Below are 23,997 nucleotides of genomic sequence, written 5' to 3' on the forward strand. Positions count from 1 at the left end.
CGGGTCGGGCTCAGCGGGCGAGGAAGAGGCTGCCCAGCGCGATGAGCCAGGAGACGAACGAGCCGACCAGGAAGTACTCGGTGACCTCGTCGATGCCTGCACCGTCGACGCTCTCACGGTCGCTGCGCTTGCTCTGCAGCTCGGGGAAGCGGATCAGGCCCTTGGCCGCGATGACCAGGGCCGCGGCCGTGAGCTGGCCGGCCAGCCCGAGGCCGAGGATGACGACCCGCTCCATGGGGCCGAGGAGGCGGCCGCCGCGCAGCTGGAGCGCCGGCTCGGGCATGGCCATGGCCGAGGTACGCGCCCGCCCCAGCGGACGCAGGGCCCCGATGCTGACCAGCACCAGCCGGACGACGACGTTGCCGGTGGCGAGGTTGGCCACCAGGAGCCCGAGGACGAGCAGGACCTGCGCGACCGTGACGCCGGCCCGCGCGCTGGGGAGCTCGGCCCAGCGCAGCCAGCGCCCCAGCCCGCCGCCCGGTGGCGAGGCCCACCCGGACAGTGCCACCAGCCAGACCGCCCCGCCGGCCAGGGCCCCGAGCGAGCGGGCGTGCCCGCGGCCGTGCGCCAGCGCGGCGTCGGACCAGCGCAGCCACAACAGCAGCGACAGCACGGCGCCGACGAGGGCCACGGCGTCGCCGACCCCGAACAGCCCGGCACCGGCACCGACCAGCACGACCACCACGCCCCCGGCCCAGGGCGCCCACCGCGACACCGCCGGGCGCCGGGCGGCGCGGACCAGGTCGGCCAGCCCGACGCCGAGCAGCCACACCCCCAGCCAGCTCACGCGAGGCCCCGGAGCAGCTCGTGGGCGGCCAGCACGGCCCCGACCCCGTCGGAGCGGACGCGCTGCGACACGGCGGAGGCACTGACCCCTTCGCGCGCGGCGAGGTCGGCCTGGGTGGTGTCGGGATCCATGAGCCCCCTCAGCAGCCGGAGTGACCGTTCCGAGAGAGATCCAACCAGGTGGTCCCGACAGAGCAGGGCGGCGTTGACGGCGTCGACCCGGGGGTCCCGGCCGTCGGCATCGCGCAGGCCGGTGCGCAGCAGCCGGGTGGGCGCACGGTCGGCGGCGGCCTCGACGGCGTCGATGGCGTCGCGGGCGGCCCACCAGGCCGAGCCGTCCTCGATGCCGCGCTCGGCGTCCAGGAGCGTGACCGTGCCGACCCCGACCCCGACGCGCACGTCGACGTCGGGCAGCAGCTCGAGACGGACCCGCAGGGCCGCGTCCAGCGCCTCCCCGAGGCTGCGGTACGCGCCCTGGAACTCGTCGCCCACCGTCACCCGCAGGCCCCGCACCGACGGCACCGCCGCCTCGACGGTGGCCAGGGCCGCCGCCACGGCGTCATGCACGGCCCGTCGGTCGCCGGCGCGACGGGACGCGACGATGTCGCCGATCAGCACGCTCACTGAAGCACCGGGCTTCATCTCAGCCATCTGAAGATCATACCTTCATTCAGCGGGAATGAAGCCTGATCCTTCAGGCGGGGACGGAAGGGTCCTCGGCGAGCGTGTGACCCGCCGACGGCTCGACGACCCCACGCTCGGTGACCACGGCGGCCACGAAGCGGGCCGGGGTGACATCGAAGGCCGGGTTGAACCCGGGCGTCGCCTCGGGGGTGGTGCGGATGCCGGCCCAGGTCGTGACCTCGGCGCCCGAGCGCTCCTCGATCTCGATGCCCGAGCCGTCGGCCATCGCGAGGTCGACCGTCGACCACGGGGCGGCCACCAGCAGCGGGATGCCGGCCTCGTGGCAGGCGAGCGCCACCCCGAGGGTGCCGATCTTGTTGGCCACGTCGCCGTTGGCGGCGATGCGGTCGGCCCCCACCACCGCGCAGTCGACCAGCCCGCGCAGGATGGTCGAGGCGGCCGCGCCGTCGACCTGCACCGCGTGCGGGATGCCCTCGGCGGCCAGCTCCCAGGCGGTGAGCCGGGCCCCCTGCAGCAGCGGGCGGGTCTCGTCGGCGTAGACGAACTCGACCGCACCCCGCTCGTGCAGCTCACGGACCACGCCCAGCGCGGTGCCCCAGCCCGACGTCGCGAGCAGCCCGGCGTTGCAGTGGGTGAGCACGCGCAGCCGGTCCCGCCCGGTCCGCGCCAGCAGCCAGTCGGCAGCCAGGCGAGACAGCTCACGGTTGGCGGCCTCGTCGGCGGCGGCGACCTCGAGGCCGGCCCGCAGCACCGCCTCGCGGCCCTGCGGGAGCAGCCCGCGCACCTGGTCGACACCCCACGCGAGGTTGACCGCGGTGGGGCGGGCGTGGCGCACCCGGTCGATCTCGCGGTCGAGCCGCGCGGCGTCCCAGCCGGACCGCTCCCCCTCGTCGAGGGCCACCACCACGCCGAGCGCGCCCGCCACGCCGAGCGCCGGGGCGCCGCGGACGGCCAGGGCGTCGATGGCCTCGACCAGGCCGTCGACGGTGTCGAGGTCGAGGTAGGTGGTCGTGAGGGGCAGCACCGTCTGGTCGAGGATGCGCAGCACCCCGCGGCCGTCACGGCCTCCGTCGTGGACCCACTCGATCGCGCGCTCGGTCATGGCGGGAGCCTACGACCCCCGGCCCCGACGCCGCCGCACCCCCCGGGACCATCGCCCCTTGCCCTCGGGTCCGGACAGTGGGAGCGTCAGTGCGTGGGGCGAGGGCGCCCCACACGACGACGGACACGTCATCCCGCAGCGTCCATGGCGCGCCCGCCGCCGGTCCCCCGACTGGAAGGACGGAGCATGTCAGGGTCCCGTGTGGTCGTCGGTGTCGACGGCTCGCCCCTCTCGGCCACGGCCGTGCAGCACGCCGCCCGCGCCGCCCACGACCGCGGCCTGCCGCTGCACGTGGTGCACGCCTTCGCGCCCGACCTGCCGATGCTGGGCTTCGGCGCCCTGGCCGACCGCGAGGTCGTCACCGCCCACGGGCGGCGCCTCCTCGCGGCGGCGGTGGCCCGGGCCCACGCGGTGCATCCCGACCTGGAGGTCACGACGGCCCTCCCCGACGGCTACGCGAGCACCGCTTTGGTCTCGGCATCCCGGTCGGCCGCCCTGGTGGTCGTCGGGGCCACCGGGTTCGGGCTGCTCAGCCACACCACGATGGGCGCGGTCGCCCGGCAGGTGCTCGCCCACGCGCGGTGCTTCGTCCTGGTGGTCGGCCACGAGACCGCCGGCGCCCCGACCCGGGGCGGCCGGGTCGTGGTCGGCGTCGACGGGTCCAAGGCCTCGCTGACCGCACTGCGCGCGGCCGCGCACGAGGCCCAGCGGCTCGGAGGGAGCCTCGAGGTCGTGCACGTCTGGCAGGCCAGCGGGGCGCACGACCCCACCCTGGCCAGCGCGTCGAGCTGGGAGGACTACGAGCAGGGCATCGAGCGTTCGGTACGGGCGACCCTGGCCGAGCCGGGTCTGCCCGCCGTCCCGGCCGCCGTCCACGTCGTGCGGGAGGACCCGGTGCGAGCCCTGGTCGAGCACGCGGAAGGCGCCGACCTGCTCGTCGTGGGCAGCCGCGGCGCGGGCGGGTTCGAGGGCCTGCGGCTGGGCTCGACCGCGACGTCGCTGGTGGGCCGCTGCCCCGCCCCGCTGCTGGTCACCCGCTGACGCGAGAGCCGTCGAGCCGCTCGGTGGCGCCGAGCCGGTCGAGCACGAAGGCCCACTCCCAGGCGATCTGCTCCCAGGCGGCGTACCGCCCGGACCGGCCACCGTGCCCCGCCGAGAGCTCGGTGCGCAGCAGGATCGGGGAGCGCTCGGGGTCGTTGGTGACGGTGCCGCGCAGCCGGGCGACCCACTTGGCCGGCTCGGTGACGTAGACCCTGGTGTCGTGCAGGCTGCTGGTCGCGAGGACGGCCGGGTACTCGACCGCCCGGATGTTCTCGTACGGGGTGTACGCCCGCATGGCCGCGTAGACCTCGGGGTCGTGGAGCGGGTCGCCCCACTCCTCCCACTCCCCCACCGTGAGCGGCAGCTCGGGCTGGAGGATGGTGGTCAGGGCGTCGACGAAGGGCACGGCCGCGTGCACGACCCGGAACCGCTCGGGGGCCAGGTTGACCACCGCCCCCACCAGCAGACCGCCGGCCGAGCCACCCTCGAGCCCCAGTCGGCCCGGCGCCACCCAGCCGGCGTCGACCAGGTGGCGCGCGACCGCCACGGTGTCGGAGAAGGTGTTGGGCTTGGCGGTCAGCTTGCCGTCGTCGTACCACCGTCGGCCCATCTCGCCGCCCCCGCGCACGTGCGCGACGGCGAAGACCACACCGCGGTCGACCAGCCCGAGGCGCGCCACCGAGAAGTACGGGTCGGAGGAGATCTCGTACGCCCCGTACGCGCCGAGCAGGCCGGGGTTGGTGCCGTCCGCGGTGACCCCCCGGCGGCGCACGATCGAGACCGGCACGGCGGTGCCGTCGTCGGCGGTGGCCCACTCGCGCGACTCCTCGTAGTCGGCGGCGTCGAAGCCGCCGAGCACCGGCTGGCGCTTGAGCACGGTGTGGGCCCCGGTGGCGAGGTCGACGTCGAGGACGGTGCGCGGCGTCGTCCACGACTCGACGACGACCTGGATGGTGCTCTGGTCGGGCTCGGGGTTGTCGCCCAGCCCGATGGAGTGCACCGGCTGCTCGACCGGCACGTCCCACGGCGCGGCGTGCCCGGACACCGAGGCCTCGTCGCGCGGCAGCACCCGCAGCGCGGTGAGGCCCCCGGTGCGCAGCGACAGCACGGTGGCGCGGTCGAAGGCGTCGACCCCGACGAAGCGCTCGCCCTCGCCGGAGGCCAGCAGCGGCACCCACTGCTCGTGCGAGGTGGCGTCGAGCGGCGCCCACGCGAGGTCGGAGTCGGGGGTGTGGGTGTTGTGCACGACCAGCAGCCGGTCGCCGGCGGGCTCGACGTCGTACTCGACGCCCTCGCGGCGGGGGGCCACGACCCGCCACTCGCCTTCGGGGTCGGTGCTGTCGAGGATGCGCACCTCGCTGGTCGTCTTCGAGCCCAGGCCGAGCAGCAGCCAGCGCTCGTCGCGGCTGGAGCTGATGCCCATCCAGAATCGCTCGTCGTCCTCCTGGTGCACCAGCACGTCGTCGGCGGCCTCGGTGCCGACCCGGTGGCGCCACAGCTGGTGGGGGCGCCAGGCGTCGTCGACACGGGTGTAGAACACGAAGCGGCCGTCGTGGCTGAACTCGCAGCCGTAGCCGATGCGGGTGAGCGAGCGGTCGAGGACCTCGCCCGACGACACCTCGCGCACCGTGAGGTCGAAGCGCTCGTCACCGGCGGTGTCGACGGCGAACGCGACGAGCCGGTGGTCGGGGCTGACGGTGAGCGCGCCGAGCGAGAAGAACTCGGAGTCACCGGCCTCGACGTTGCCGTCGAGGACGACCTCCTCGCCGGGGAGGGGCGCGCCCTCGGGGTCGGGGCGGGGGTCGCCCTCGGCCCGCGGGGCGCGCACGTGCGCGGTGTACTGGCGCCCCTGCGCGGTGCGGCTGAAGTACCACCACGGCCCGCTGGCCACCGGCACCGAGAGGTCGTCCTCCTTGACCCGCGCCTTGATCTCGGCGAAGAGGGTGGCGCGCAGCGGCGCGAGGTCGGCGGTGACGGCTTCGGCGTAGGCGTTCTCGGCCTCGAGGTGGCTCAGCAGCTCGGGGTCCTCGAGGTCACGCATCCACCAGTAGGGGTCCTCGACGCGGTCGCCGTGGTGCTCGCGCACGTGCGGACGCTGGGGGGCGGTCGGAGGGCTGGGAGGGGTGGGGCGCGCCATGGCGCCACCCTATGGGGCGGCGCCCACCAGGCCCGGGCCGCCCGCCCCGGACACGGCGAGGGCCGCACCCCCGGGTGGGGTGCGGCCCTCGGCGGGTCGGGCTCGGTCAGAGACCGGCGACCCGGTCGGCGGGCGCCCGCAGCCCCGGGTTCGCCTTGACGTAGGCGACCAGGTTGGCGAGGTCCTCGGCCCCACCGAGCAGGTTGGTGCCGGCGGAGAACCCGGTGAACAGGTCGCCCCCGTTGGCGAGGAAGTTCAGCGTGGAGACCCGGTAGGTGCCGGTCGCGCTGAGCGGGGTGCCGTTCAGGGTCATCGAGCCGGGAACGACCCGCGAGCCCTGGGGCCGGCTGGCGTCCCACTGGTACGAGAAGCCCTGGGAGACCCCGAGCGCCAGCGTCGGCCGGCTGCCGCGCGCCGCGACGGGCTGGTACTGCTGCTCCAGGATCGTCGTGATCTGGGCTCCGGTGAGGTCCATCGAGACCAGGAGGTTGCCGAAGGGTGCCACGTCGTAGGCCTCGGCGTAGGTGATCTGACCCGGCCCCTCGGCGTACTTCGGGGCGTAGAGCAGGCTGGCCCGCACCCCGCCGACGTTCATGAAGGAGATCTGCGCTCCGCCACTGGCCGGCGCCTGCGTGCCCCAGAGGATCGCGTCGGCGACGAGGTCACCCATCGGGGTCTCGATGCCGCGGTCGCCCCCGGCGTCCCCGGTGATGTCCTCGGCGTTGCTGCCGACGACCTGCGCCGCGAGCGGGCCGGCGATGGCGTTCCACTTGGCGAGGATCTTGGTCTGCTCCGGGTCGGCCGGGTACGCGGCGCGCGAGACGAGGTGGTTCTGCGCCGTGGTGTGCCGCCGGTCGACGTCACCGGTGCGGCGGTCGATGACGAGGTCGGTCTCGGTGACCACCTGGCCGTAGGACGCCGCGCTGGTGACGAGGCGGTCGTGGCCGGCCGGGTCGGGGATGTGGCAGACGTAGGGCTGGTGGGTGTGACCGGTGATGATGGCGTCGACGTCGGCGGTCATCGTGCGGGCGATCTGGTCGATCGGGCCGGAGATGCCGACGCACTGGTCGTACGTCCCGCTCTGGTAGCCGCCCTCGTGGAGGAGCACGACGATGGACTGCACGCCCTGCTTCTTGAGGAGCTTCGCCTGGCTCTCGGCGGTCTCGACCTCGTCCTTGAAGTCGACCGACGCCACGCCGGCCGGGTCGACGAGGGTCGGGGTCGCCTCGAGGGTCATGCCGATGAAGCCGATCTTCATCCCGTTGACGTTCTTGACCGAGGTCCCCGGCAGGAGGGTGCGGCCGTCGGACTTCTTGACGACGTTGGCCGCCAGCCACTGGAAGTCGGCGCCCCCGTAGGGCTGGGTCGGGAAGTAGCAGCCGTCGACGGGGTGGCAGCCGCCCTTCTGCATACGCAGGAGCTCGGCGGTGCCCTCGTCGAACTCGTGGTTGCCCACGCTGCTGACGTCCAGCTTCATCGCGTTGAGGGTCTCGACGGCGGGCTCGTCGTGGAACAGGCCCGACAGGAAGGTCGAGCCGCCGATGAGGTCACCGGCGGCCACGGTCAGGGAGCGGCCCTTCGGGGCGTCCTTGCGCAGCTCGGAGAGCGCGGTGGCCAGGTGCTCGGCTCCCCCGGCCGGGGTCCGGCTCGGGTCGAGCGTGGCGCTCAGCGGCGAGTCCGTGGCCTCGAGGTGGCCGTGGTAGTCGTTGAACGAGAGCAGCTGGACGCTCTGGAGCGGTCCGGTGCCCTTGCCCGCGGGGGGGATGGGGTTGCTCTTGGCCACGGCCGGGGTACCGGCGACGAGAGCCACGAGCGCAGAGGCGGCGAGGCCGGCTCCGAGCGCGCGTCGGCGAGTGCTTCTCATGATGTGTTGTCTCCCTGGGGGTCGGTCAGGCGCCCTCACCCTAAGGGAGTTCACAGCCGATCGGGAGGGGGCGATACGCGCGACTCGCGACCGTCATCGTGCGTTCACCGCGGCGTTGGGCGCGCCGGGTCAGGAGAGGCAGCGGGGGCCGAGGAGCACCTTGAGGTCGCCGAACAGCGCCTCGTCGGCGTTGACCCGGTAGGCCGGGTCGAGCCGGATCTCGACGGCGCGCCCGGGCTTGAGCAGGCGCAGGTGCACCTCGGTGGTGCCCGGATGGTTGGTGAGCACCGACTTGAGCTCCTCGATGCGCTCGGTGGTGGCGCGCACGGTCTCCATCGACACCACCACCGGGCCGCGGGGGCCGTCGCTGATGTCGGGCAGGGTGAGCTCCTGCGCGTAGATCGAGACCGTGTCGTCGCGGCGGTTGATCTTGCCGCGCACCACGGCGATCTGGTCCTGCTGGAGCATCCCCGAGACCGTCATGTAGCTGCTGGGGAAGAACAGGCACTCGATGGAGCCGGCGAGGTCCTCGAGGGTCGCGATGGCCCAGAGGTCGCCCTTCTTGGTGCGCTTGATCTGCAGCCCGGTGATGAGCCCCGCGATGGTGACCATGGAGGAGTCGGGCCGGCCGCCCTCATCGGCGGTGAGGGCGGCGATCTGGGTGTCGGCGTGGGCCGCCAGCACGTGCTCGACCCCCAGCAGGGGATGGTCCGAGACGTAGAGCCCGAGCATCTCGCGCTCGAAGGAGAGCAGGGTCGACTTGTCCCACTCGACGCCCGGCACCGGGGCCAGGCCCATCAGGTCGCCCCCGGAGGAGCCCCCGCCGTCGTCGTCACCGAAGGAGCCGAAGAGGCTGTCCTGGCCGATGGCCTCCTGGCGCTTGACCGCCACGAACGCGTCGACGTACTCCTCGTGCACCCGCACCAGGCCCATCCGGGTCTCGGCCAGGCCGTCGAAGGCGCCGCCCTTGATGAGGGACTCGATGGTGCGCTTGTTGCACACCACCGCCGGGACCTTGGACATGAAGTCACGGAAGGAGGTGAAGCGGCCCTTCTCCTCGCGTGCGGCGACGATGGCCTCGACGACGTTGTGCCCGACGTTGCGGATGGCGTTGAGGCCGAAGCGGATGTCGGTGCCGACGGCGGCGAACTGGCCGACCGAGTCGTTGACGTCGGGCGGCAGGACCTTGATGCCCATCCGCCGGCACTCGCCGAGGTAGAGGGCGGACTTGTCCTTGTCGTCGCCGACGCTGGTGAGCAGGGCCGCCATGTACTCGGCCGGGTAGTTGGCCTTGAGGTAGGCGGTCCAGTACGAGACCAGGCCGTACGCCGCGGTGTGGGCCTTGTTGAAGGCGTAGTCGGAGAACGGCACCAGGACGCCCCAGAGGGCCGCGACCGAGGCCTCGGTGAAGCCCTTGGCTTTCATGCCGTCCGAGAAGGGCACGTACTCCTTGTCGAGGACCTCCTTCTTCTTCTTGCCCATCGCGCGGCGCAGGAGGTCGGCGTTGCCGAGGGTGTACCCCGCCAGCTGCTGCGCGATCTCCATGACCTGCTCCTGGTAGATGACCAGGCCGTAGGTGGTGCCCAGGATGGGCTCGAGGGCCTCGACCATCTCGGGCTGGAGCTTGCCCTTGAGCTGCGGGTCGAGCGGGATGAGCTCCTGCTTGCCGTTCTTGCGCAGCGCGAAGTTGGTGTGGGCGTTGACGCCCATCGGGCCGGGCCGGTACAGCGCCAGGGCCGCCGAGATGTCCTCGAAGTTGTCGGGCTGCATCAGCTTCAGCAGGGTGCGCATCCCACCGCCGTCGAGCTGGAACACCCCGAGGGTGTCGCCGCGCCCGAGCAGCTCGTAGGTGGCCTTGTCGGTCATGTCCTTCGAGAGCGCGTCGAGGTCGATGTCCTCGCCCCGGTTGGCCTGCACGTTGGCGATGGCGTCGTCGAGGATGGTGAGGTTGCGCAGGCCCAGGAAGTCCATCTTGACCAGGCCGAGCGACTCGCAGCTCGGGTAGTCGAACTGGGTGATGACCTGCCCGTCCTGCAGACGGCGCATGATCGGGATGACGTCGATCAGGGGCTCGCTGCTCATGATGACGCCGGCCGCGTGCACCCCCCACTGGCGCTTGAGCCCCTCGAGGCCCTTGGCGGTCTCGACGACCTCCTGGAGGTACTGCTCCTGCGCGACGAGGTCGCGGAACTCCTTGCCCTCGCCGTAGCGGGGGTGCTCGGGGTCGTAGATGCCCGAGAGCGACACGCCCTTGCCCATGACGTCCGGGGGCATCGCCTTGGTCAGCTGCTCGCCGACCGAGAAGGGGTGGCCCATGACGCGGGCGGAGTCCTTGACGGCCTGCTTGGCCTTGATGGTGCCGTACGTGACGATCTGCGCGACCCGCTCGGAGCCGTACTTCTCGGTGACGTAGCGGATGACCTCGCCGCGTCGGCGCTCGTCGAAGTCGACGTCGAAGTCGGGCATCGAGGCGCGCTCGGGGTTGAGGAAGCGCTCGAAGATCAGGCCGTGCGGCACGGGGTCGAGGTCGGTGATCTTCATGGCGTAGGCGCACATCGAGCCGGCACCCGAGCCACGGCCCGGGCCCACCCGGATGCCGTTCTCCTTGGCCCAGGTGATGAAGTCGGCGACGACGAGGAAGTACCCCGGGTAGCCCTTCGAGACGATGACCTCGGTCTCGTACTCGGCCTGGCGCTGGGCGTAGGCGGGGATGCCCTCGGGGAAGCGCTCGCGCAGGCCGCGCTGGACCTCCTTGACGAACCAGCTCTCCTCGTTCTCACCGGGCGGGCACGGGAAGCGCGGCATGAAGCGCCCCTCGCCCTCGGTGAACGAGATGTCGCACATCTCGGCGATGAGGAGGGTGTTGTCGCACGCCTCGGGCAGCTCGCGCCAGGTGTGGCGCATCTCGGCGGCGGACTTGAGGTAGAAGTCGTCGGCGTCGAACTTGAACCGGCCCGGGTCCATCATCGTCGAGCCCGACTGCACGCACAGCAGGGCGCCGTGGGCCTTGGCGTCCTCGGGGCTGGTGTAGTGCAGGTCGTTGGTGGCGACCAGCGGCAGCCCGAGCTCGCGGGCGATCCGCAGCAGGTCCTGCTGGACGCGGCGCTCGATGTCGAGCCCGTGGTCCATCAGCTCACAGAAGAAGTTCTCAGCCCCGAAGATGTCGCGCAGGTCGGAGGCGGCCTGCTTGGCCAGGTCGTACTGGCCGAGCCGGATGCGGGTCTGCACCTCACCGGAGGGGCAGCCCGTGGTGGCGATCAGGCCCTTGCCGTACTGGTCGAGCAGCTCGCGGTCGACGCGGGGCCACTTGGCGTAGACCTGGTCGAGCGAGGCCTGGGAGTCCATCCGGAAGAGGTTGTGCAGGCCGGTGTTGTCACGGGCCAGCAGCGTCATGTGGGTGTAGGCGCCCGAGCCGGAGACGTCGTCGCCGGGGCGGGTGCGCTCGTCGCCCCACTTGACGCGGGTCTTGTCGGTGCGGTGCGTGCCCGGGGTGACGTAGGCCTCGACGCCGATGATCGGCTTGACCCCCGTGCCCTGGGCCTTCTTCCAGAACTCGTAGGCGCCGAAGACGTAGCCGTGGTCGGTGGTCGCCAGCGCGGGCATCCCGAGCTCGGCGGCACGGGTGAAGAGGTCACCGATGCGGGCCGCGCCGTCGAGCATCGAGTACTCGGTGTGCACGTGCAGGTGCACGAACTGGTCGGAGCCCTTCGCGGGGGGCGACGGGCTCGGACTCGGGGCGGACGGGGAGGACATCGCCGACCATCCTAGGTCGGCCCGGGGACACCGCCGGGCGTGTCGCGGACCGTGTCGCCCGCACCCCCTGCCGCGCCGCGTCAGAGACGGTCGAGGGCGCCCTGGAGGTCGGCCGGGTAGCCGCTCTCGAAGGTGACCCACTCCCCCGAGCCGGGGTGCTCGAAGCCCAGCCCGACGGCGTGCAGCCACTGCCGCTCGAGGCCGAGACGGGCGGCCAGGGTGGGGTCGGCGCCGTACGTGGGGTCGCCGACGCAGGGGTGGCGCACGGCGGCCATGTGCACGCGGATCTGGTGGGTGCGGCCGGTCTCGAGCCGGATGTCGAGCAGGCTCGCGTGCCGGAAGGCCTCGATCAGCTCGTAGTGCGTGACGGCGTGCTTGCCCGAGTCCATCACCGCGAACTTGTAGTCGTGCCCGGGGTGGCGGCCGATGGGGGCGTCGATGGTGCCGACCAGCGGGTCGGGCAGGCCCTGTACCAGCGCGTGGTAGGTCTTCTCGACCCGGCGCTCCTTGAAGGCACGCTTGAGGACCGAGTAGCCGCGCTCGCTCTTGCAGACCACCATCAGCCCGGAGGTGCCCACGTCGAGACGCGAGACGATGCCCTGGCGCTCGCTGGCCCCGCTGGTGGAGATGCGGTAGCCGGCGGCCTTGAGGCCCGCCAGCACGTTGGGGCCGGTCCAGCCGACGCTGGGGTGGGCCGCGACGCCCACCGGCTTGTCGACGACCACGATGTCGTCGTCGTCGTGGACCACGCGCATGCCCGGGACGGGCTCGGCGACGACCTCGAGGACGGCCGCCGGGCCGCTGGGGATGGTCACCTCGAGCAGGTCGCCCCCGCTGACCCGGTGGCTCTTGCCGACGACGGTCGCGTTGACGCTGACCTCGCCCGCGGCGGCGAGGTCGGCGGCGCGGGTGCGCGAGAGGCCGAAGAGCCGGGCGATGGCGGCGTCGACCCGCTCGCCCTCGAGCCCCTCGGGGACCAGGAAGCTGCGCTGGTCAGCCATCGGCGTGCTCGGGGTGGTGCACGGGGGCGCCGACCGAGATCCCGCGCTGGGCCAGGACCATGATGACGCCGGCCGCCACCACGATGGCGATGTCGGCGACGTTGCCGATGAAGAAGCCGAAGTAGTCGATGAAGTCGACGACGTGGCCGCGCCCGGGGCCGGGCTCGCGGGCGAACCGGTCGACGAGGTTGCCGACGGCGCCGCCGAGCAGCAGACCCAGCGAGAGCGCCCACGGGGAGTTGGCGACCCGCCGCGCCCCGATGACCACACCGACCAGGATGGCCAGCGAGACCAGGGTGAGCACCCAGGTCGAGCCGTCACCGAGCGAGAAGGCCGCGCCGGCGTTGCGGATCAGGTTGAGCCGGATGGCGGAGCCGAGCACGTCGACCGGCTCCCCGGGGGTCAGGGCGGCCAGGGCCCACGCCTTGGTGGCCTGGTCGAGGGCCAGCACCGCGAGGGCGACGACCGCCAGCCGGGTGCGCAGACCCCGCCGGTCGGCCCGCGCGGGCGCGTCGACCGGCGTCGGCGAGGGCTCGATGCCCGTCAGCGACGCTCCTCCTTGGTCTTGCACGGCATGCACAGCGTCGCGCGCGGCGCCGCCTGGAGCCGGAGCTTGCCGATCGGGTTGCCGCACGACTCGCATGTCCCGTAGGTCCCGTCGTCCAGGCGCGCGAGGGCGTGCTCGGTCTGCTCGAGCATCTCGCGGGCATTGTTCGCGAGGGAGATCTCCTGCTCGCGCTCGTAGGTCTTGGCACCCGCGTCGGCCTGGTCGTCACCGGCACCGTCGCCGGAGTCGCGCATCAGGTCGACCAGGTCGCTCTGGGCGTGCTCGAGCTCCTCGCGCAGGTGGGCGATGTCGCCCTCGAGCTCGGCGCGCACCTCGCGCACCTCGGCCGCGGTCCACTTCGACTCGCCCTCGCGGACGGGCAGCGAGCCGGCCGAGACCTTCGTGGCGGTCGACGCCTTCTTGGCGGGAGCCGCCTTCGCCGTCGAGGCCTTGGCGGTCGAGGCCTTCGTGGCCGGAGCCGCCTTCGTGGTCGACGCCTTCTTGGCGGGAGCCGCCTTCGCGGTCGAGGCCTTCTTGGCGGGAGCCGCCTTCGCCGTCGAGGCCTTCTTGGCGGGAGCCGCCTTCGCCGTCGCGGCCTTGGCGGTCGAGGCCTTCGTGGCCGGAGCCGCCTTCGCCGTCGCGGCCTTGGCGGTCGAGGTCTTCGTGGCCGGAGCCGCCTTCGTCGTCGCGGCCTTGGCGGTCGAGGCCTTCGTGGCCGGAGCCGCCTTCGCGGTCGAGGCCTTGGCGGTCGAGGCCTTCTTAGCCGGAGCCGCCTTCGCGGTCGAGGCCTTCTTGGCGGGTTCCGCGGCCGTGCTGCCCCCGCCCCGGGTGACCGCTCGTCGGGCCGAGGACGCTGCCGCGGCCGTCGTCTTCTTCGCCGCGTCCATCGCGCGCTTGACCACCATTGCGGGTAACCCTTCCGGGGTGTGGCGGCGGGCCCGTGCGGCGCGCCGTGCGAGGAGGATACGAGGTCAGCGGGCCGAACCGGACATCGGGTCGGTGGCCGGTACGTCCCGGCTCCCCAACGAGGAGGGGTCCGGGAACGTGCCCGGACCCCTCCTCGCCGTGACGGGCGTCAGCCCTGGTGCTCGTGCTGCGGAGCCTCGGCCGGCTCGGCGGCCTCGTCGTCGTCGCCGCCGACGTTCTTGAGGTCGGCCAGCTGAGCCTGGATGTACTCGTGCAGACGGCTGCGGTAGTCGCGCTCGAACCCGCGCAGCTCCTCGATCTTGCGCTCGAGCAGACCGCGCTCGCGGCCGAGCTCCTCGAGGATCGAGGCCTTCTTCTGCTGGGCCTCGGCCACCATCCCGGTGGAGCGCTCGCGCGCCTCGGTGAGCATCTCGTCGCGCTGGGTCGTGGCCGTGCCGATCATCTCGTCACGCTGGTTCGTCGCCGTGGTGACGAGCTCCTCGTGCTGGGCCTCACCGGTGGAGACGAGCTCGTCGTGGCGGGCCTGACCGGTGGAGACCAGCTCGTCGAAGCGGGCCTGACCGGTCGTGATGAGCTCCTCGTGCTTGCGCTGGGCGGTGCCGAGCAGCTCGTCGTGCTTGCGCTGACCCTCGGACACCAGCTCGTCGCGCTTGGCCTCGCCGGCGGCGACGTGCTCGTCGTGCAGGCGCTGCGCGAGGGCGATGACGCCCGCGGCGCTGGCACCCCCACCGGCTCCGGCGAGGGCGGCGGCGCCGACCCCACCGTCGGTGCCCTGCTGCTCGGCCGCACGCTGCTCGGCCTGCTGGGCGCGGGCCTCCGCGTCCTGGACCCGGGCCTGGGCCTCCTGGACCTGCTGCTCGGCGAGCTGCGCGCGCTCCTCGGCCTCCTGCAGGCGGGTCTCGAGGATGCCGACGCGCTCGTCGGTCTCGGCCCCGGCCTGGTCGCGGGCGGCGGTGAGGGCGGCGGCGTGCTGGTCGCGCTCGCCGGTGGCCGCGGTGGCCTCCTCGCGGGCCTGGGCCAGCTCGGCCTCGAGCTGGCGGACGCGCTCCTCGAGCCCGTTCGCGTGGCGCTCGATCTGCGTCGCGTGGTGCTCGAGCTCGGTGGCGCGGCGCTCGGCGTTGGTGACCCGGGCGTCGGAGTCGCCGCTGGTGCCGCGCAGCTCCTCGAGCTGCTCCTGCAGCGAGGTGGCCTGCTGCTCGAGCTCGCGGTTGCGCTGCTCGAGCCGGCTGACCATGCCCTGCAGCTCGGCGGCGCGGGCGTCGTGGTCACCGCTGGAGTTCTCGAACTCGCCGAGGCGGGCGGTGAGCTCGCTGCGGGTGCCCTCGAGCTCGGAGACGCGGGCGGCGAGGGTGGCGTTCTTGGAGCGCAGGTCCTCGAGCTCGCGGGCCGCGTCGGAGTCGCGCGAGATCGCGGGCGCCATGCCACGCCCCTCACGGCTGACGCCGGACTCGTTGCGCAGGTCCTCGGACTCCTTCGAGAGCCGGCGCATCTCGGCGACGATGTCGTCGAGGAAGTCGTCGACCTCCCGCTCGTCGTACCCACGACGGAACTGGGTCTGGGTGAACGTCTTGTTGAGGACGTCCTCGGGCGTGAGAGCCATGTGCAACTCCTGGTGGCCGGTCGGTCACGGGACGGGCCCGGAGGGACGGCGGATGCCGCCTCCGGGTTCGGCACAGACTACGCGATGACGGGGCCCACGTGACAGGTGTCTACCCCCGTGACCTGGCGAGTGCTCAGGAGGCCAGCGAGTTGAGCACCGACTGCAGGATGATCACGCCGAAGAACAGGACCATGAAGGACAGGTCGATGCTGGCCGCGCCCAGCCGCAGGGGCGGGATGACGCGGCGCAGGGCCCGCAGCGGCGGCTCGGTGAGCGTGTAGACGGGCTCGGCGACGAGCAGCACCGGGCCGCGGGGCCGCCACTCGCGGGCGAAGATGCGGATCCAGTCGAAGACGACCCGACCGATGAGCACGACGAGGTACAGGAAGACCACGAAGGCCAGGACGGCGAAGATCGACCTCATGGGTACGAGTGTGGCTCATCGCCCGGAGCGCACCGCCGGGCGGGGGGCCGGGGTCGTCAGCTCTGGTTGAACACCGCGCGGCCGCCGGCGGCGACCGGGCCCTCCTCGGCGTTGACCTCGACGGTCTCGGGCGAGAGGAGGAAGACCTTGGAGGTGACGCGCTCGATGCTGCCGTGCAGGCCGAAGACCAGGCCGGCCGCGAAGTCGACGAGACGCTTGGCGTCGGAGTCGCTCATGTCGGTGAGGTTCATGATGACCGGCACGTTGTCGCGGAAGTTCTCGCCGATGACCTTGGCCTCGTTGTACGTGCGGGGGTGGATCGTCGTGATCCGCGAGACGCTGCCGACGTCGTGGCTGCGCACGACCTCGGCCACGGGTCGGCGGGTCGGCAGCGGGGTGACCTCGGCGCCACGGTGCTCGGTGCGGTCGGCGACCTCGGGCTGCTCGTCGTAGCCCTCGTAGTACTCGTCGTCGTAGTGGCCCTGGTCCTCGGCGAGGCCAAGGTAGACCATCGTCTTGCGCAGTGCGCCAGCCATCACGTACTCCTCGGTCGTCGGCTCCGCCTTCCGGTGCCGTGCGTCGTGACCGAAGTTACCCGTGTGACTGACGAGTTCCGAGGATTGCCGTGCCGACACGCAGGTGTGTCGCGCCCTCGGCCACGGCGTCCTCGAGGTCGGCGCTCATCCCGGCGGACATCCAGGTGGCGCCGGGGTGCTCGACGCGCAGGGCCTCAGCGAGCTCGCGCAGCCGCGCGAAGGCCGGCCGGGGAGGCCCCTCCCGAGGAGCGACGGCCATGACCCCGCGCAGCCGCAGGTGCTCGAGCCCGGCGACGGTGGCGGCCAGCCCGGGGAGGTCGGCGGGCGCCACCCCGCCGCGCTCCCCCGCGGTGTCGAGCCCCACCTGGACCAGGACGTCGAGGACTCGGCCGGCCCGCTCGGCGCCCCGGTCGAGCGCCTGCGCGAGCTTGGCCCGGTCGACGGAGTGCACGACGTCGGCGTAGCGCGCGACCGAGCCGGCCTTCTTCGACTGCACCTGGCCGACGAAGTGCACCGTCAGCGCCTCGCGGCGGGCCAGGGCCGCGACCTTCTCGGCGGCCTCCTGGTCGCGGCTCTCGCCGATGTCGGTGACCCCGAGCCCGGTCAGCAGCTCGACGTCGCTGCCCGGGAAGAACTTGGTGACCACCACGAGCGTGGGGGTGTCGTCCCGGCCGGCTGCCACGCGCGCGTCCTCCATGCGGGCCCGGACGGCAGCCAGGCGCTCCGCCAGCTCGGCCTCGCGGGGGCTCATGACGCCACCCGGTGCACGACGCCCGCGAACCGGCCGGTCGTGGGGGCGCCGCGGTAGGAGTAGAGGTCGTCGCGCTCCTTGGTGCAGCCAGGCAGCCAGCGCACGGCGACGCCCAGGCCCCGGAGCTGCTCGACGACCCCGGCCGCGACGTCGACCGAGGGCGTCCCCGACCAGGTGACGGCGGCACTGACCGGATGGGCGGCGGCGACGTCGGCGCGCATCGCGGCGGGGACCTCGTAGCAGCGGCCGCACACCGACGGCCCGACCACGGCGTCGATGCGGGTCGCGCCCAGGTCGCGCAGGGCGGTGACGGCGGCCGGCACGACGCCCGCCATCAGCCCCGGACGCCCGGCGTGCACCGCCGCGACCACGCCGTCGCCCGAGAGCAGCAGGGGTACGCAGTCGGCCACCAGCACCGCCAGGGCCAGGTCGGGGGCTGTGGTGACGAGCACGTCGCACGCGGGGGCGAGCAGCGGGACGGCGTCGACGACCGCGACCTCGGCCCCGTGGCACTGGGACATGTAGACCACCGGCCGGTCGAGGGCGGCGGCCAGGCGCCGGCGGTTCTCGGCCACGGCGGCGGGGTCGTCACCGACGTGGCCGCCCAGGTTGAGCCCGGCCCGCTCGCCGGTGCTGACCCCGCCGGCCCGGCCGGTGACGGCGCGGCGCACGCCGCCGCTGGTCTCGTCCCAGATGAACACGTCCCCACCGTAGACGCGGGCGGGGGTGGAGCCGGTCCCCGGCCCCACCCCCGCCCGTTCGGCGTCGCCCTACTTCAGGAAGTCGGGGACGTCGAGGTCGTCGTCGTTGTCGAAGGTGACGGTGCGCGGGGGCTGCTGGCGCACGGGTTCGGCCGGGGTCGACTCGCGTTCGGTACGTACCGGAGCCTCGTCGTCGTGCTGCGGCCGCGGTGCGGCCACCGGCTCCGGACGGTACTCGGGAGCGGCCGGCGCGACCGGCGGCGGCGCGTAGGTGGGGGCCGGCGCGGCGGTGCCGGGCCCGCCCGCGGGGGCCGCGGCGCCCGGGCTCGGCGGGGCGCCGGGCGTGGACGGGGTGGTGGGTGCCGCCGGGGCGACCGCGGGGGGCACCGGGCGGCCCGAGATCGTACCCAGGGCGCGGCTGTCGGCCCGGTGCAGCGGCGCGCCACCGTCGAAGCCGGCCGCGATGACGGTGACCCGCACCTCGTCGCCGAGCGCGTCGTCGATGACCGCCCCGAAGATGATGTTGGCCTCGGGGTGGGCGGCCTCCTGGACCAGGCGGGCGGCCTCGTTGATCTCGAACAGGCCGAGGTCGCTGCCACCCTGGATGGAGAGCAGCACCCCGTGCGCGCCGTCGATGCTGGCCTCGAGCAGCGGGCTCGAGATCGCGAGCTCGGCCGCCTGCACCGCGCGGTCCTCGCCGCGGGCCGAGCCGATCCCCATGAGGGCCGAGCCGGCCCCCTGCATGACGGACTTGACGTCGGCGAAGTCGAGGTTGATCAGGCCCGGGGTGGTGATGAGGTCGGTGATGCCCTGCACACCCGAGAGGAGCACCTGGTCGGCACTGCGGAAGGCGTCGAGCATCGAGACCCCGCGGTCGCTGATCGACAGCAGCCGGTCGTTGGGGATGACGATGAGGGTGTCGACCTCCTCGCGCAGCGCGGCGATGCCGGTCTCGGCCTGGTTCGCGCGGCGGCGTCCCTCGAAGGTGAAGGGCCGGGTGACCACGCCGATGGTGAGCGCGCCGAGACCCTTGGCGATGCGGGCCACGACGGGCGCGCCGCCGGTGCCGGTGCCGCCGCCCTCCCCCGCGGTGACGAAGACCATGTCGGCCCCCTTGAGGACCTCCTCGATCTCCTCGGCGTGGTCCTCGGCGGCCTTCTTGCCGACCTCGGGGTCGGCGCCGGCGCCGAGACCGCGGGTCAGCTCACGACCGACGTCGAGCTTGACGTCGGCGTCGCTCATGAGCAGCGCCTGCGCGTCGGTGTTGACCGCGATGAACTCGACGCCCTTGAGGCCGACCTCGATCATCCGGTTGATGGCGTTGACACCGCCGCCGCCGATGCCGACGACCTTGATGACGGCGAGGTAGTTCTGGGGTGCTGCCACGGTTCGGGCCTTCCAACGAGGTTCAGGACGGTCGGTGCGGCCGGGATGACTCTCGACCTCAGGTCGAGGATCACGGTTCGGTCACGGTGTCTCGAGGGACGACGCTACGTCCGACCCACGGCCGACGCACACCTCCGTCGGGGCGTGTCGCGACATCCCGGGGAGCAAATCCTCCCACGTCGGGCGGTGGAAGTCCCAACCGTCCCAGGCACCCCTCTGGTCACACCGGTATCAGCGGGTCACCGGGGTGTCGGGGGCGCTGACGTCGACCACCGCCGCCTTGGTGGTCAGCAGCACCCGCAGGACGCGCACCTTCTTCTCGCCGTCCTGCTCCCCGCCCCACACCACCGTGCGTGGGCCCATCCGGAAGGTCACGAGGTTGGCCGACGAGACCTTGACGGCGGTGACCTTCTTCTCGAGGTCGTCGGGGAGGGCGTCGAGGAACCCGAGGGCCGCGTGCAGGGCCTCGGGGCTGGTGGCCCGTGAGCCGACCGCGGTGACGATCGGGACGCCGGCCGGCGCGGCCCGGACCGTGCCGAAGGCGACGCCCGTGGCATCCACGACCTGAAGTCGACCGTGAGGGTTCTTGACCACGATGGCGGCGCGCCGCGGCACCACCTCGACGCGGAGAGTGCGCGGCCACTGCCGGCGGACCGAGACCTCGGCCACGGTGACCCGGGCGCGGACGTCGGCCTCGACGGTGTCGGTGTCGACCCGCACCAGTGGCGTGCCCAGCGGGACGCTCACGAGCTGCTCGACGGCCCGTGCCTCGGCCCCGCTGACCCCGGTGACCTCGATGTCGTGCACGCCGAGCACGTCGGTCCAGCCGCCCACGTAGACGACGCCGCCGAGGAGCGCGGCGGTGACGAGCACGCCGGCCGCGCGTCGCCAGGGCCGGCGGCGGCGGGCGATGGCGCGGTCGCGGAACCGGGTGGCCGAGGACTCCAGGCCGGACGGGCGTCGGGTGCGCGTGGTGCTGCTCATCGCGGGCCCTCGACCCCGTGGGACCCGCGGGCGGCGAGGGCTTCGAGGAGGCGGGGGGCCAGGGCCGTGACGTCGCCGGCCCCGACGGTGAGGAGCAGGTCGCCGGGCCCGGCGGCGGCGGCCAGGTGGGCGACCGCCTCGTCGCGCGAGAGCCCGACCTCGACGCGGCGCTCGCCGGGCAGCGCCGCGAGAGGGTCACCGACCAGGGCGGAGGTGACACCCGCCACGGGGTCCTCGCGGGCGCCGTAGACGTCGAGCAGGACCACGTGGGCCGCGGGCGCGAGGGCCGCCGCGAACTCGGCGGCGAAGTCGCGGGTACGGCTGTACAGGTGAGGCTGGAAGAGCACCCGCAGGCTCCCCCGGCCGGAGCGCGCGACGTGGGCGGCGGCGGTCGAGACCACGGCCGCGACCTTGGCCGGGTTGTGGGCGTAGTCGTCGACGACCGTGACCCCCCCGACCTCACCGCGCACCTCGAAGCGGCGCCGGGCTCCGGTGAAGGACGCCAGCCCGGCCAGTACGTCGGAGGCGCGGGCACCCAGGCCGACGACCGCGACCAGGAGGGCGGCGCACGCGTTGGCGACGTTGTGCGGCCCCGGGACCGCGAGGACCAGCTCGTGCTCGCTGCCGTCGCGGACCCGGATGCGGGAGCGGCTCCCCAGCCCGTCGGCGACGCTGTCGAGGACCTGCAGGTCGGCGCCCTCGTCGACACCGTAGGTGAGGACCCGCCGGCCGGCGAGGCGCTGCGCCTCGGCCAGCGCCCGCGACCCGGGGTCGTCCCAGCAGGCCACCAGCAGGCCGCCGTCGCGCACGGTGCCGGCGAACTCGGCGTAGGCCGCGGCGACCGCCGCGGCCGTGCCGTAGAAGTCGAGGTGGTCGGGCTGGACGTTGGTGACGACCGCGATCTCGGGACGGTAGACGACGAAGCTGCCGTCGCTCTCGTCGGCCTCGACCACGAACGCCGGGCCCCCGCCCAGGGCGGCGTTGGTGCCCAGCTGGGCCACCTCTCCCCCGCCGGCGAACGACGGGTCGGCACCGGCATGGGTGAGCGCCACGGCCAGCATCGAGGTGGTGGTGGTCTTGCCGTTGGCGCCGGCGACGGCGACCGCGCGCGTCCCCGGCAACAGCGCGGCCAGGGCCTGCGAGCGGTGCAGGACCCGCAGCCCGCGCTCGCGCGCGGCGACGAGCTCGGGGTTGTCGTCGCGCACCGCAGAGCTCACGACGACGGTGTCGACGCCGGCGAGGTGCGCGGCGTCGTGGCCGACGTGGACGCGGGCGCCCGCCGCCCGCAGCGCCGCCAGCACCGGCGTGTCGGCGGCGTCGGATCCGCTGACGGCCACCCCACGGCCCAGCAGGAGGCGCGCGACGGCCGACATCCCGGCGCCCCCGATGGCGACGAGGTGGACGGCGCCGAGCTCGCTCCAGGCGGGGACCAGGGCGGCGAGGTCGAAGCGCGGGTTGGTGACGGTCACGGCCGCGCCCCCTCCAGGGCGGCGGTGACGAGGTCGGCGAGGAGCTCGTCGCCGTCGCGGTGCCCGACCGAGGACGCGGCCGCCGACATCGCACCCAGCCGGGCGCTGTCGAGGGCCAGCGGGACGACCACCGAGCGGACCCAGCCGGCGTCGACGCCCGCGTCGTCGGCCAGCACGCCACCGCCGGCGGCGACGACGGTGGCGGCGTTGAGCCGCTGCTCGCCGTTGCCCACCGGCAGCGGCACGTAGACGGCGGGCAGCCCCACCGCGCTCAGCTCGCAGACCGTGTTGGCCCCGGCCCGCACGACGGCCAGGTCGGCCGCGGCGTAGGCCAGGTCCATCCGGTCGCAGTACTCCAGGGTGCGGTAGCCGGGTCGCTCGGTGCCGGGCTCGAGGCCCTTGCCGGCGCCGGTGACGTGCAGGACCTGCACCCCGGCGTCGGTGACCGGGCCCGCGGCGCCCGCGAAGGCGGCGTTGAGCCGCGCCGCACCCAGGGAGCCACCGGTGACCAGCAGGACGGGGCGCTCGTCGAGGCCGAAGTGGGCGCGGGCCTCGGACCGGCGGGCGGCGCGGTCGAGGGTCGCGATCTCGCGGCGGAGCGGCATCCCGGTGACGACGGCGCCGCGCAACGGGGTGCCGGGGAAGGTGACGGCGACCCGGGCGGCGATGCGCGCCCCGAGGCGGTTGGCCAGGCCCGGGCGGGCGTTCTGCTCGTGCACCACCACGGGGATCCGGCGGCGGCGCGCGGCCAGGTAGGCCGGGGAGGCGACGAACCCGCCGAACCCGACGACCACCTCGGCCTCGGTGGCCTCGATGGCCCGCTCGGCGGCGGCGACCGCGTCGCGCAGGGCGCCGGGCAGCCGCAGGGCGGCGGCGTTCGGGCGGCGCGGGAACGGCACCCGCGGCACCTCGTGCAGGGCGTAGCCGCGCTCGGGGACCAGGCGCGCCTCGAGCCCGGTGGCCGTCCCCAGGGCGGCGACGCCCACCGACGGGTCACGGCGGCGCAGACAGTCGGCCAGCGCCAGCAGCGGTGACACGTGGCCCGCGGTCCCCCCGCCGGCGAGGAGCACCGAGCGCGGCCCGGTAGCGGTCACGAGCCGCTCCCACGGCGTACCGCACCGGAGACGACGGCGAGCGAGCGCCGCAGTGAGGACGGGCGGGCCGCGAGCGCCTCGGCGCAGCCGGGCTCGCCGCGGGCGAAGGACAGCAGGATGCCGAGCGCCCCCATCGTCATGATCAGCGAGGAGCCACCGGAGGACACCAGCGGCAGGGGGACCCCGATGACCGGCAGCAGCCCGATGACGGCGCCGATGTTGATCAGCGCCTGGATGATGATCCAGGTCAGGATGCCGGCCGTGGCCACGCGCACGAAGAAGTCGTCGGAGCGGCTGACCAGGCGGTAGCAGGTCAGGGCGAGGCCGGCGAAGAGCAGGAGGATGCCCAGCGTGCCGGGCAGCCCCAGCTCCTCGCCGATGACGGCGAAGATGAAGTCGTTGTGCGCCTCGGAGAGCAGGCCCCACTTCTCACGGCTCTGGCCGAGACCGAGGCCCAGCACCCCGCCGTCGGCCAGCGCGTAGCGCCCGTGGATGGACTGGCGGGCCGCGCCGTACGGGTCGGTGTCGTGCCCGAGCCACACGTCGAAGCGCCCCAGCCGGTTGGAGCTGCTCAGCACGTACGCGAGCACCGCGCCGACGAACGGGACCCCGGCGATGGCGAACCACCTGACCGGGATACCCGCGGTGAACAGGACGGCCGCGACAATGGCCCCGAGGACCAGGACCGTCCCGAGGTCGTTGCCCAGGGCGACCGAGCCCACGCCGAGCGCGACGAGTGGCACGAGGTAGGGCACGACGACGTGGCCGAGGCTGCGCAGGTGACGGCGCTTGGTCGCCAGGACCGCACCGCCGGCGAGGGCCAGACCGGCCTTGATGGCCTCCGAGGGCTGGATGCTGACCGGGCCCAGGAAGATCCAGTTGCGGTTGCCCTGGAACGAGCCGCCGAGGGGGGTGAAGACCAGCAGCTGGAGGCCGATCGCGAGGACCAGGGCGGGCACGGCGAGCCGCTTCCAGCCCAGGACCGGCACGCGGGACGCGACGAAGAGGACGACCGCACCGATGCTCGCGTAGACGGCCTGGTTCGCGAAGATCGAGTAGGCCGAGCTGGTGCGGTCGATCGAGACGATCGCGCTGGCCGACAGGACCATGATCAGCCCGAAGACGACGAGGGCGGCCGTGAGGGAGAACAGCAGGTAGTACGTGGCGACAGGAGTGTCGAGGCGGCGGGCCCAGCCCCGCAGCCCGGTGGGCGCGGCGGCACTCTCGCGCGCCGTGGCGGTGGTCACGG

Annotated in this window: 20 protein-coding genes; 1 reads left to right on the forward strand and 19 read right to left on the reverse strand. The window is 73.7% G+C overall.

Going from position 1 to position 23,997, the window contains the following annotated elements; genetic code table 11:
* Nucleotides 1-10: 10 nt before the first annotated feature.
* Genes ATL31_RS02265 through mtnA form a run of 3 tightly spaced genes read right to left on the reverse strand, consistent with a single transcriptional unit; the run spans nucleotide 11 to nucleotide 2,533 of the window.
* Nucleotides 11-787 (reverse strand): hypothetical protein, encoded by a 777-nt coding sequence (locus ATL31_RS02265; RefSeq protein ID WP_101394339.1) that lies wholly within the window; start codon nucleotides 785-787, stop codon nucleotides 11-13.
* Nucleotides 784-1,437, reverse strand: coding sequence for a SatD family protein (locus ATL31_RS02270; protein WP_101394340.1), 654 nt, complete (start codon nucleotides 1,435-1,437; stop codon nucleotides 784-786). Before ATL31_RS02270 ends, ATL31_RS02265 begins: the two co-directional genes overlap by 4 nt.
* Before the next feature lie 43 nt (nucleotides 1,438-1,480).
* Entirely contained in the window at nucleotides 1,481-2,533 is a 1,053-nt protein-coding gene (gene mtnA, locus ATL31_RS02275) for an S-methyl-5-thioribose-1-phosphate isomerase (RefSeq protein WP_101394341.1), read from the reverse strand.
* Nucleotides 2,534-2,719: 186 nt separating this feature from the next.
* Here mtnA and ATL31_RS02280 point away from each other — a divergent pair, with 186 nt between their 5' ends.
* Nucleotides 2,720-3,574, forward strand: coding sequence for a universal stress protein (locus ATL31_RS02280; RefSeq protein ID WP_158239771.1), 855 nt, complete (start codon nucleotides 2,720-2,722; stop codon nucleotides 3,572-3,574).
* Here ATL31_RS02280 and ATL31_RS02285 read toward each other — a convergent pair.
* The 16 genes from ATL31_RS02285 to ftsW form a co-directional block, all read right to left on the reverse strand.
* Nucleotides 3,564-5,711 (reverse strand): S9 family peptidase, encoded by a 2,148-nt coding sequence (locus ATL31_RS02285; RefSeq protein WP_101394343.1) that lies wholly within the window; start codon nucleotides 5,709-5,711, stop codon nucleotides 3,564-3,566. The genes ATL31_RS02280 and ATL31_RS02285 overlap by 11 nt on opposite strands.
* A gap of 106 nt (nucleotides 5,712-5,817) precedes the next feature.
* Nucleotides 5,818-7,575 (reverse strand): bifunctional metallophosphatase/5'-nucleotidase, encoded by a 1,758-nt coding sequence (locus ATL31_RS02290; RefSeq protein ID WP_101394344.1) that lies wholly within the window; start codon nucleotides 7,573-7,575, stop codon nucleotides 5,818-5,820.
* A gap of 129 nt (nucleotides 7,576-7,704) precedes the next feature.
* Nucleotides 7,705-11,328 carry a DNA polymerase III subunit alpha gene (dnaE, locus tag ATL31_RS02295; RefSeq protein WP_101394345.1) on the reverse strand — a complete coding sequence of 1,208 codons (3,624 nt, stop codon included), beginning with the start codon at nucleotides 11,326-11,328 and terminating at the stop codon, nucleotides 7,705-7,707.
* Nucleotides 11,329-11,408: 80 nt separating this feature from the next.
* Complete coding sequence (locus ATL31_RS02300) at nucleotides 11,409-12,329, reverse strand: RluA family pseudouridine synthase (protein WP_101394346.1); 921 nt, start codon at nucleotides 12,327-12,329, stop codon at nucleotides 11,409-11,411.
* Nucleotides 12,322-12,900 (reverse strand): signal peptidase II, encoded by a 579-nt coding sequence (gene lspA, locus ATL31_RS02305; RefSeq protein WP_245861844.1) that lies wholly within the window; start codon nucleotides 12,898-12,900, stop codon nucleotides 12,322-12,324. Before lspA ends, ATL31_RS02300 begins: the two co-directional genes overlap by 8 nt.
* The gene (locus ATL31_RS17135; protein WP_101394348.1) at nucleotides 12,873-13,781 is read right to left on the reverse strand and encodes a TraR/DksA family transcriptional regulator; all 909 of its coding nucleotides are present in this window, start codon (nucleotides 13,779-13,781) and stop codon (nucleotides 12,873-12,875) included. Before ATL31_RS17135 ends, lspA begins: the two co-directional genes overlap by 28 nt.
* Before the next feature lie 170 nt (nucleotides 13,782-13,951).
* On the reverse strand, nucleotides 13,952-15,403 hold the full coding sequence (locus ATL31_RS17030) for a DivIVA domain-containing protein (RefSeq protein WP_101394349.1): 1,452 nt from the start codon (nucleotides 15,401-15,403) through the stop codon (nucleotides 13,952-13,954).
* A gap of 133 nt (nucleotides 15,404-15,536) precedes the next feature.
* Nucleotides 15,537-15,827 (reverse strand): YggT family protein, encoded by a 291-nt coding sequence (locus ATL31_RS02320; RefSeq protein WP_101394350.1) that lies wholly within the window; start codon nucleotides 15,825-15,827, stop codon nucleotides 15,537-15,539.
* 56 nt (nucleotides 15,828-15,883) lie between these two features.
* Nucleotides 15,884-16,363 (reverse strand): cell division protein SepF, encoded by a 480-nt coding sequence (locus tag ATL31_RS02325; RefSeq protein WP_101394351.1) that lies wholly within the window; start codon nucleotides 16,361-16,363, stop codon nucleotides 15,884-15,886.
* 55 nt (nucleotides 16,364-16,418) lie between these two features.
* On the reverse strand, nucleotides 16,419-17,114 hold the full coding sequence (locus tag ATL31_RS02330) for a YggS family pyridoxal phosphate-dependent enzyme (protein WP_101394352.1): 696 nt from the start codon (nucleotides 17,112-17,114) through the stop codon (nucleotides 16,419-16,421).
* Nucleotides 17,111-17,815, reverse strand: coding sequence for a purine nucleoside phosphorylase YfiH/LACC1 family protein (locus ATL31_RS02335; RefSeq protein WP_101394353.1), 705 nt, complete (start codon nucleotides 17,813-17,815; stop codon nucleotides 17,111-17,113). Before ATL31_RS02335 ends, ATL31_RS02330 begins: the two co-directional genes overlap by 4 nt.
* A 69-nt stretch (nucleotides 17,816-17,884) precedes the next feature.
* Nucleotides 17,885-19,201, reverse strand: a complete 1,317-nt coding sequence (ftsZ, locus tag ATL31_RS02340; protein WP_101394354.1) for a cell division protein FtsZ — start codon at nucleotides 19,199-19,201, stop codon at nucleotides 17,885-17,887.
* Between the two features lie 231 nt (nucleotides 19,202-19,432).
* Entirely contained in the window at nucleotides 19,433-20,185 is a 753-nt protein-coding gene (locus tag ATL31_RS02345) for a cell division protein FtsQ/DivIB (RefSeq protein ID WP_101394355.1), read from the reverse strand.
* Nucleotides 20,182-21,654: a UDP-N-acetylmuramate--L-alanine ligase gene (gene murC, locus ATL31_RS02350; protein WP_245861845.1), complete on the reverse strand. Its 1,473-nt coding sequence runs from the start codon at nucleotides 21,652-21,654 to the stop codon at nucleotides 20,182-20,184. The genes ATL31_RS02345 and murC overlap by 4 nt, the downstream gene beginning before the upstream one ends.
* Nucleotides 21,651-22,748 (reverse strand): UDP-N-acetylglucosamine--N-acetylmuramyl-(pentapeptide) pyrophosphoryl-undecaprenol N-acetylglucosamine transferase, encoded by a 1,098-nt coding sequence (locus tag ATL31_RS02355; protein ID WP_101394356.1) that lies wholly within the window; start codon nucleotides 22,746-22,748, stop codon nucleotides 21,651-21,653. The genes murC and ATL31_RS02355 overlap by 4 nt, the downstream gene beginning before the upstream one ends.
* On the reverse strand, nucleotides 22,745-23,995 hold the full coding sequence (gene ftsW / locus ATL31_RS02360) for a putative lipid II flippase FtsW (RefSeq protein WP_101394357.1): 1,251 nt from the start codon (nucleotides 23,993-23,995) through the stop codon (nucleotides 22,745-22,747). The genes ATL31_RS02355 and ftsW overlap by 4 nt, the downstream gene beginning before the upstream one ends.
* Between the last annotated feature and the right edge of the window lie 2 nt (nucleotides 23,996-23,997).

Origin of the sequence: Phycicoccus duodecadis (genome assembly GCF_002846495.1) — a bacterium.
GTDB lineage: Bacteria > Actinomycetota > Actinomycetes > Actinomycetales > Dermatophilaceae > Phycicoccus > Phycicoccus duodecadis.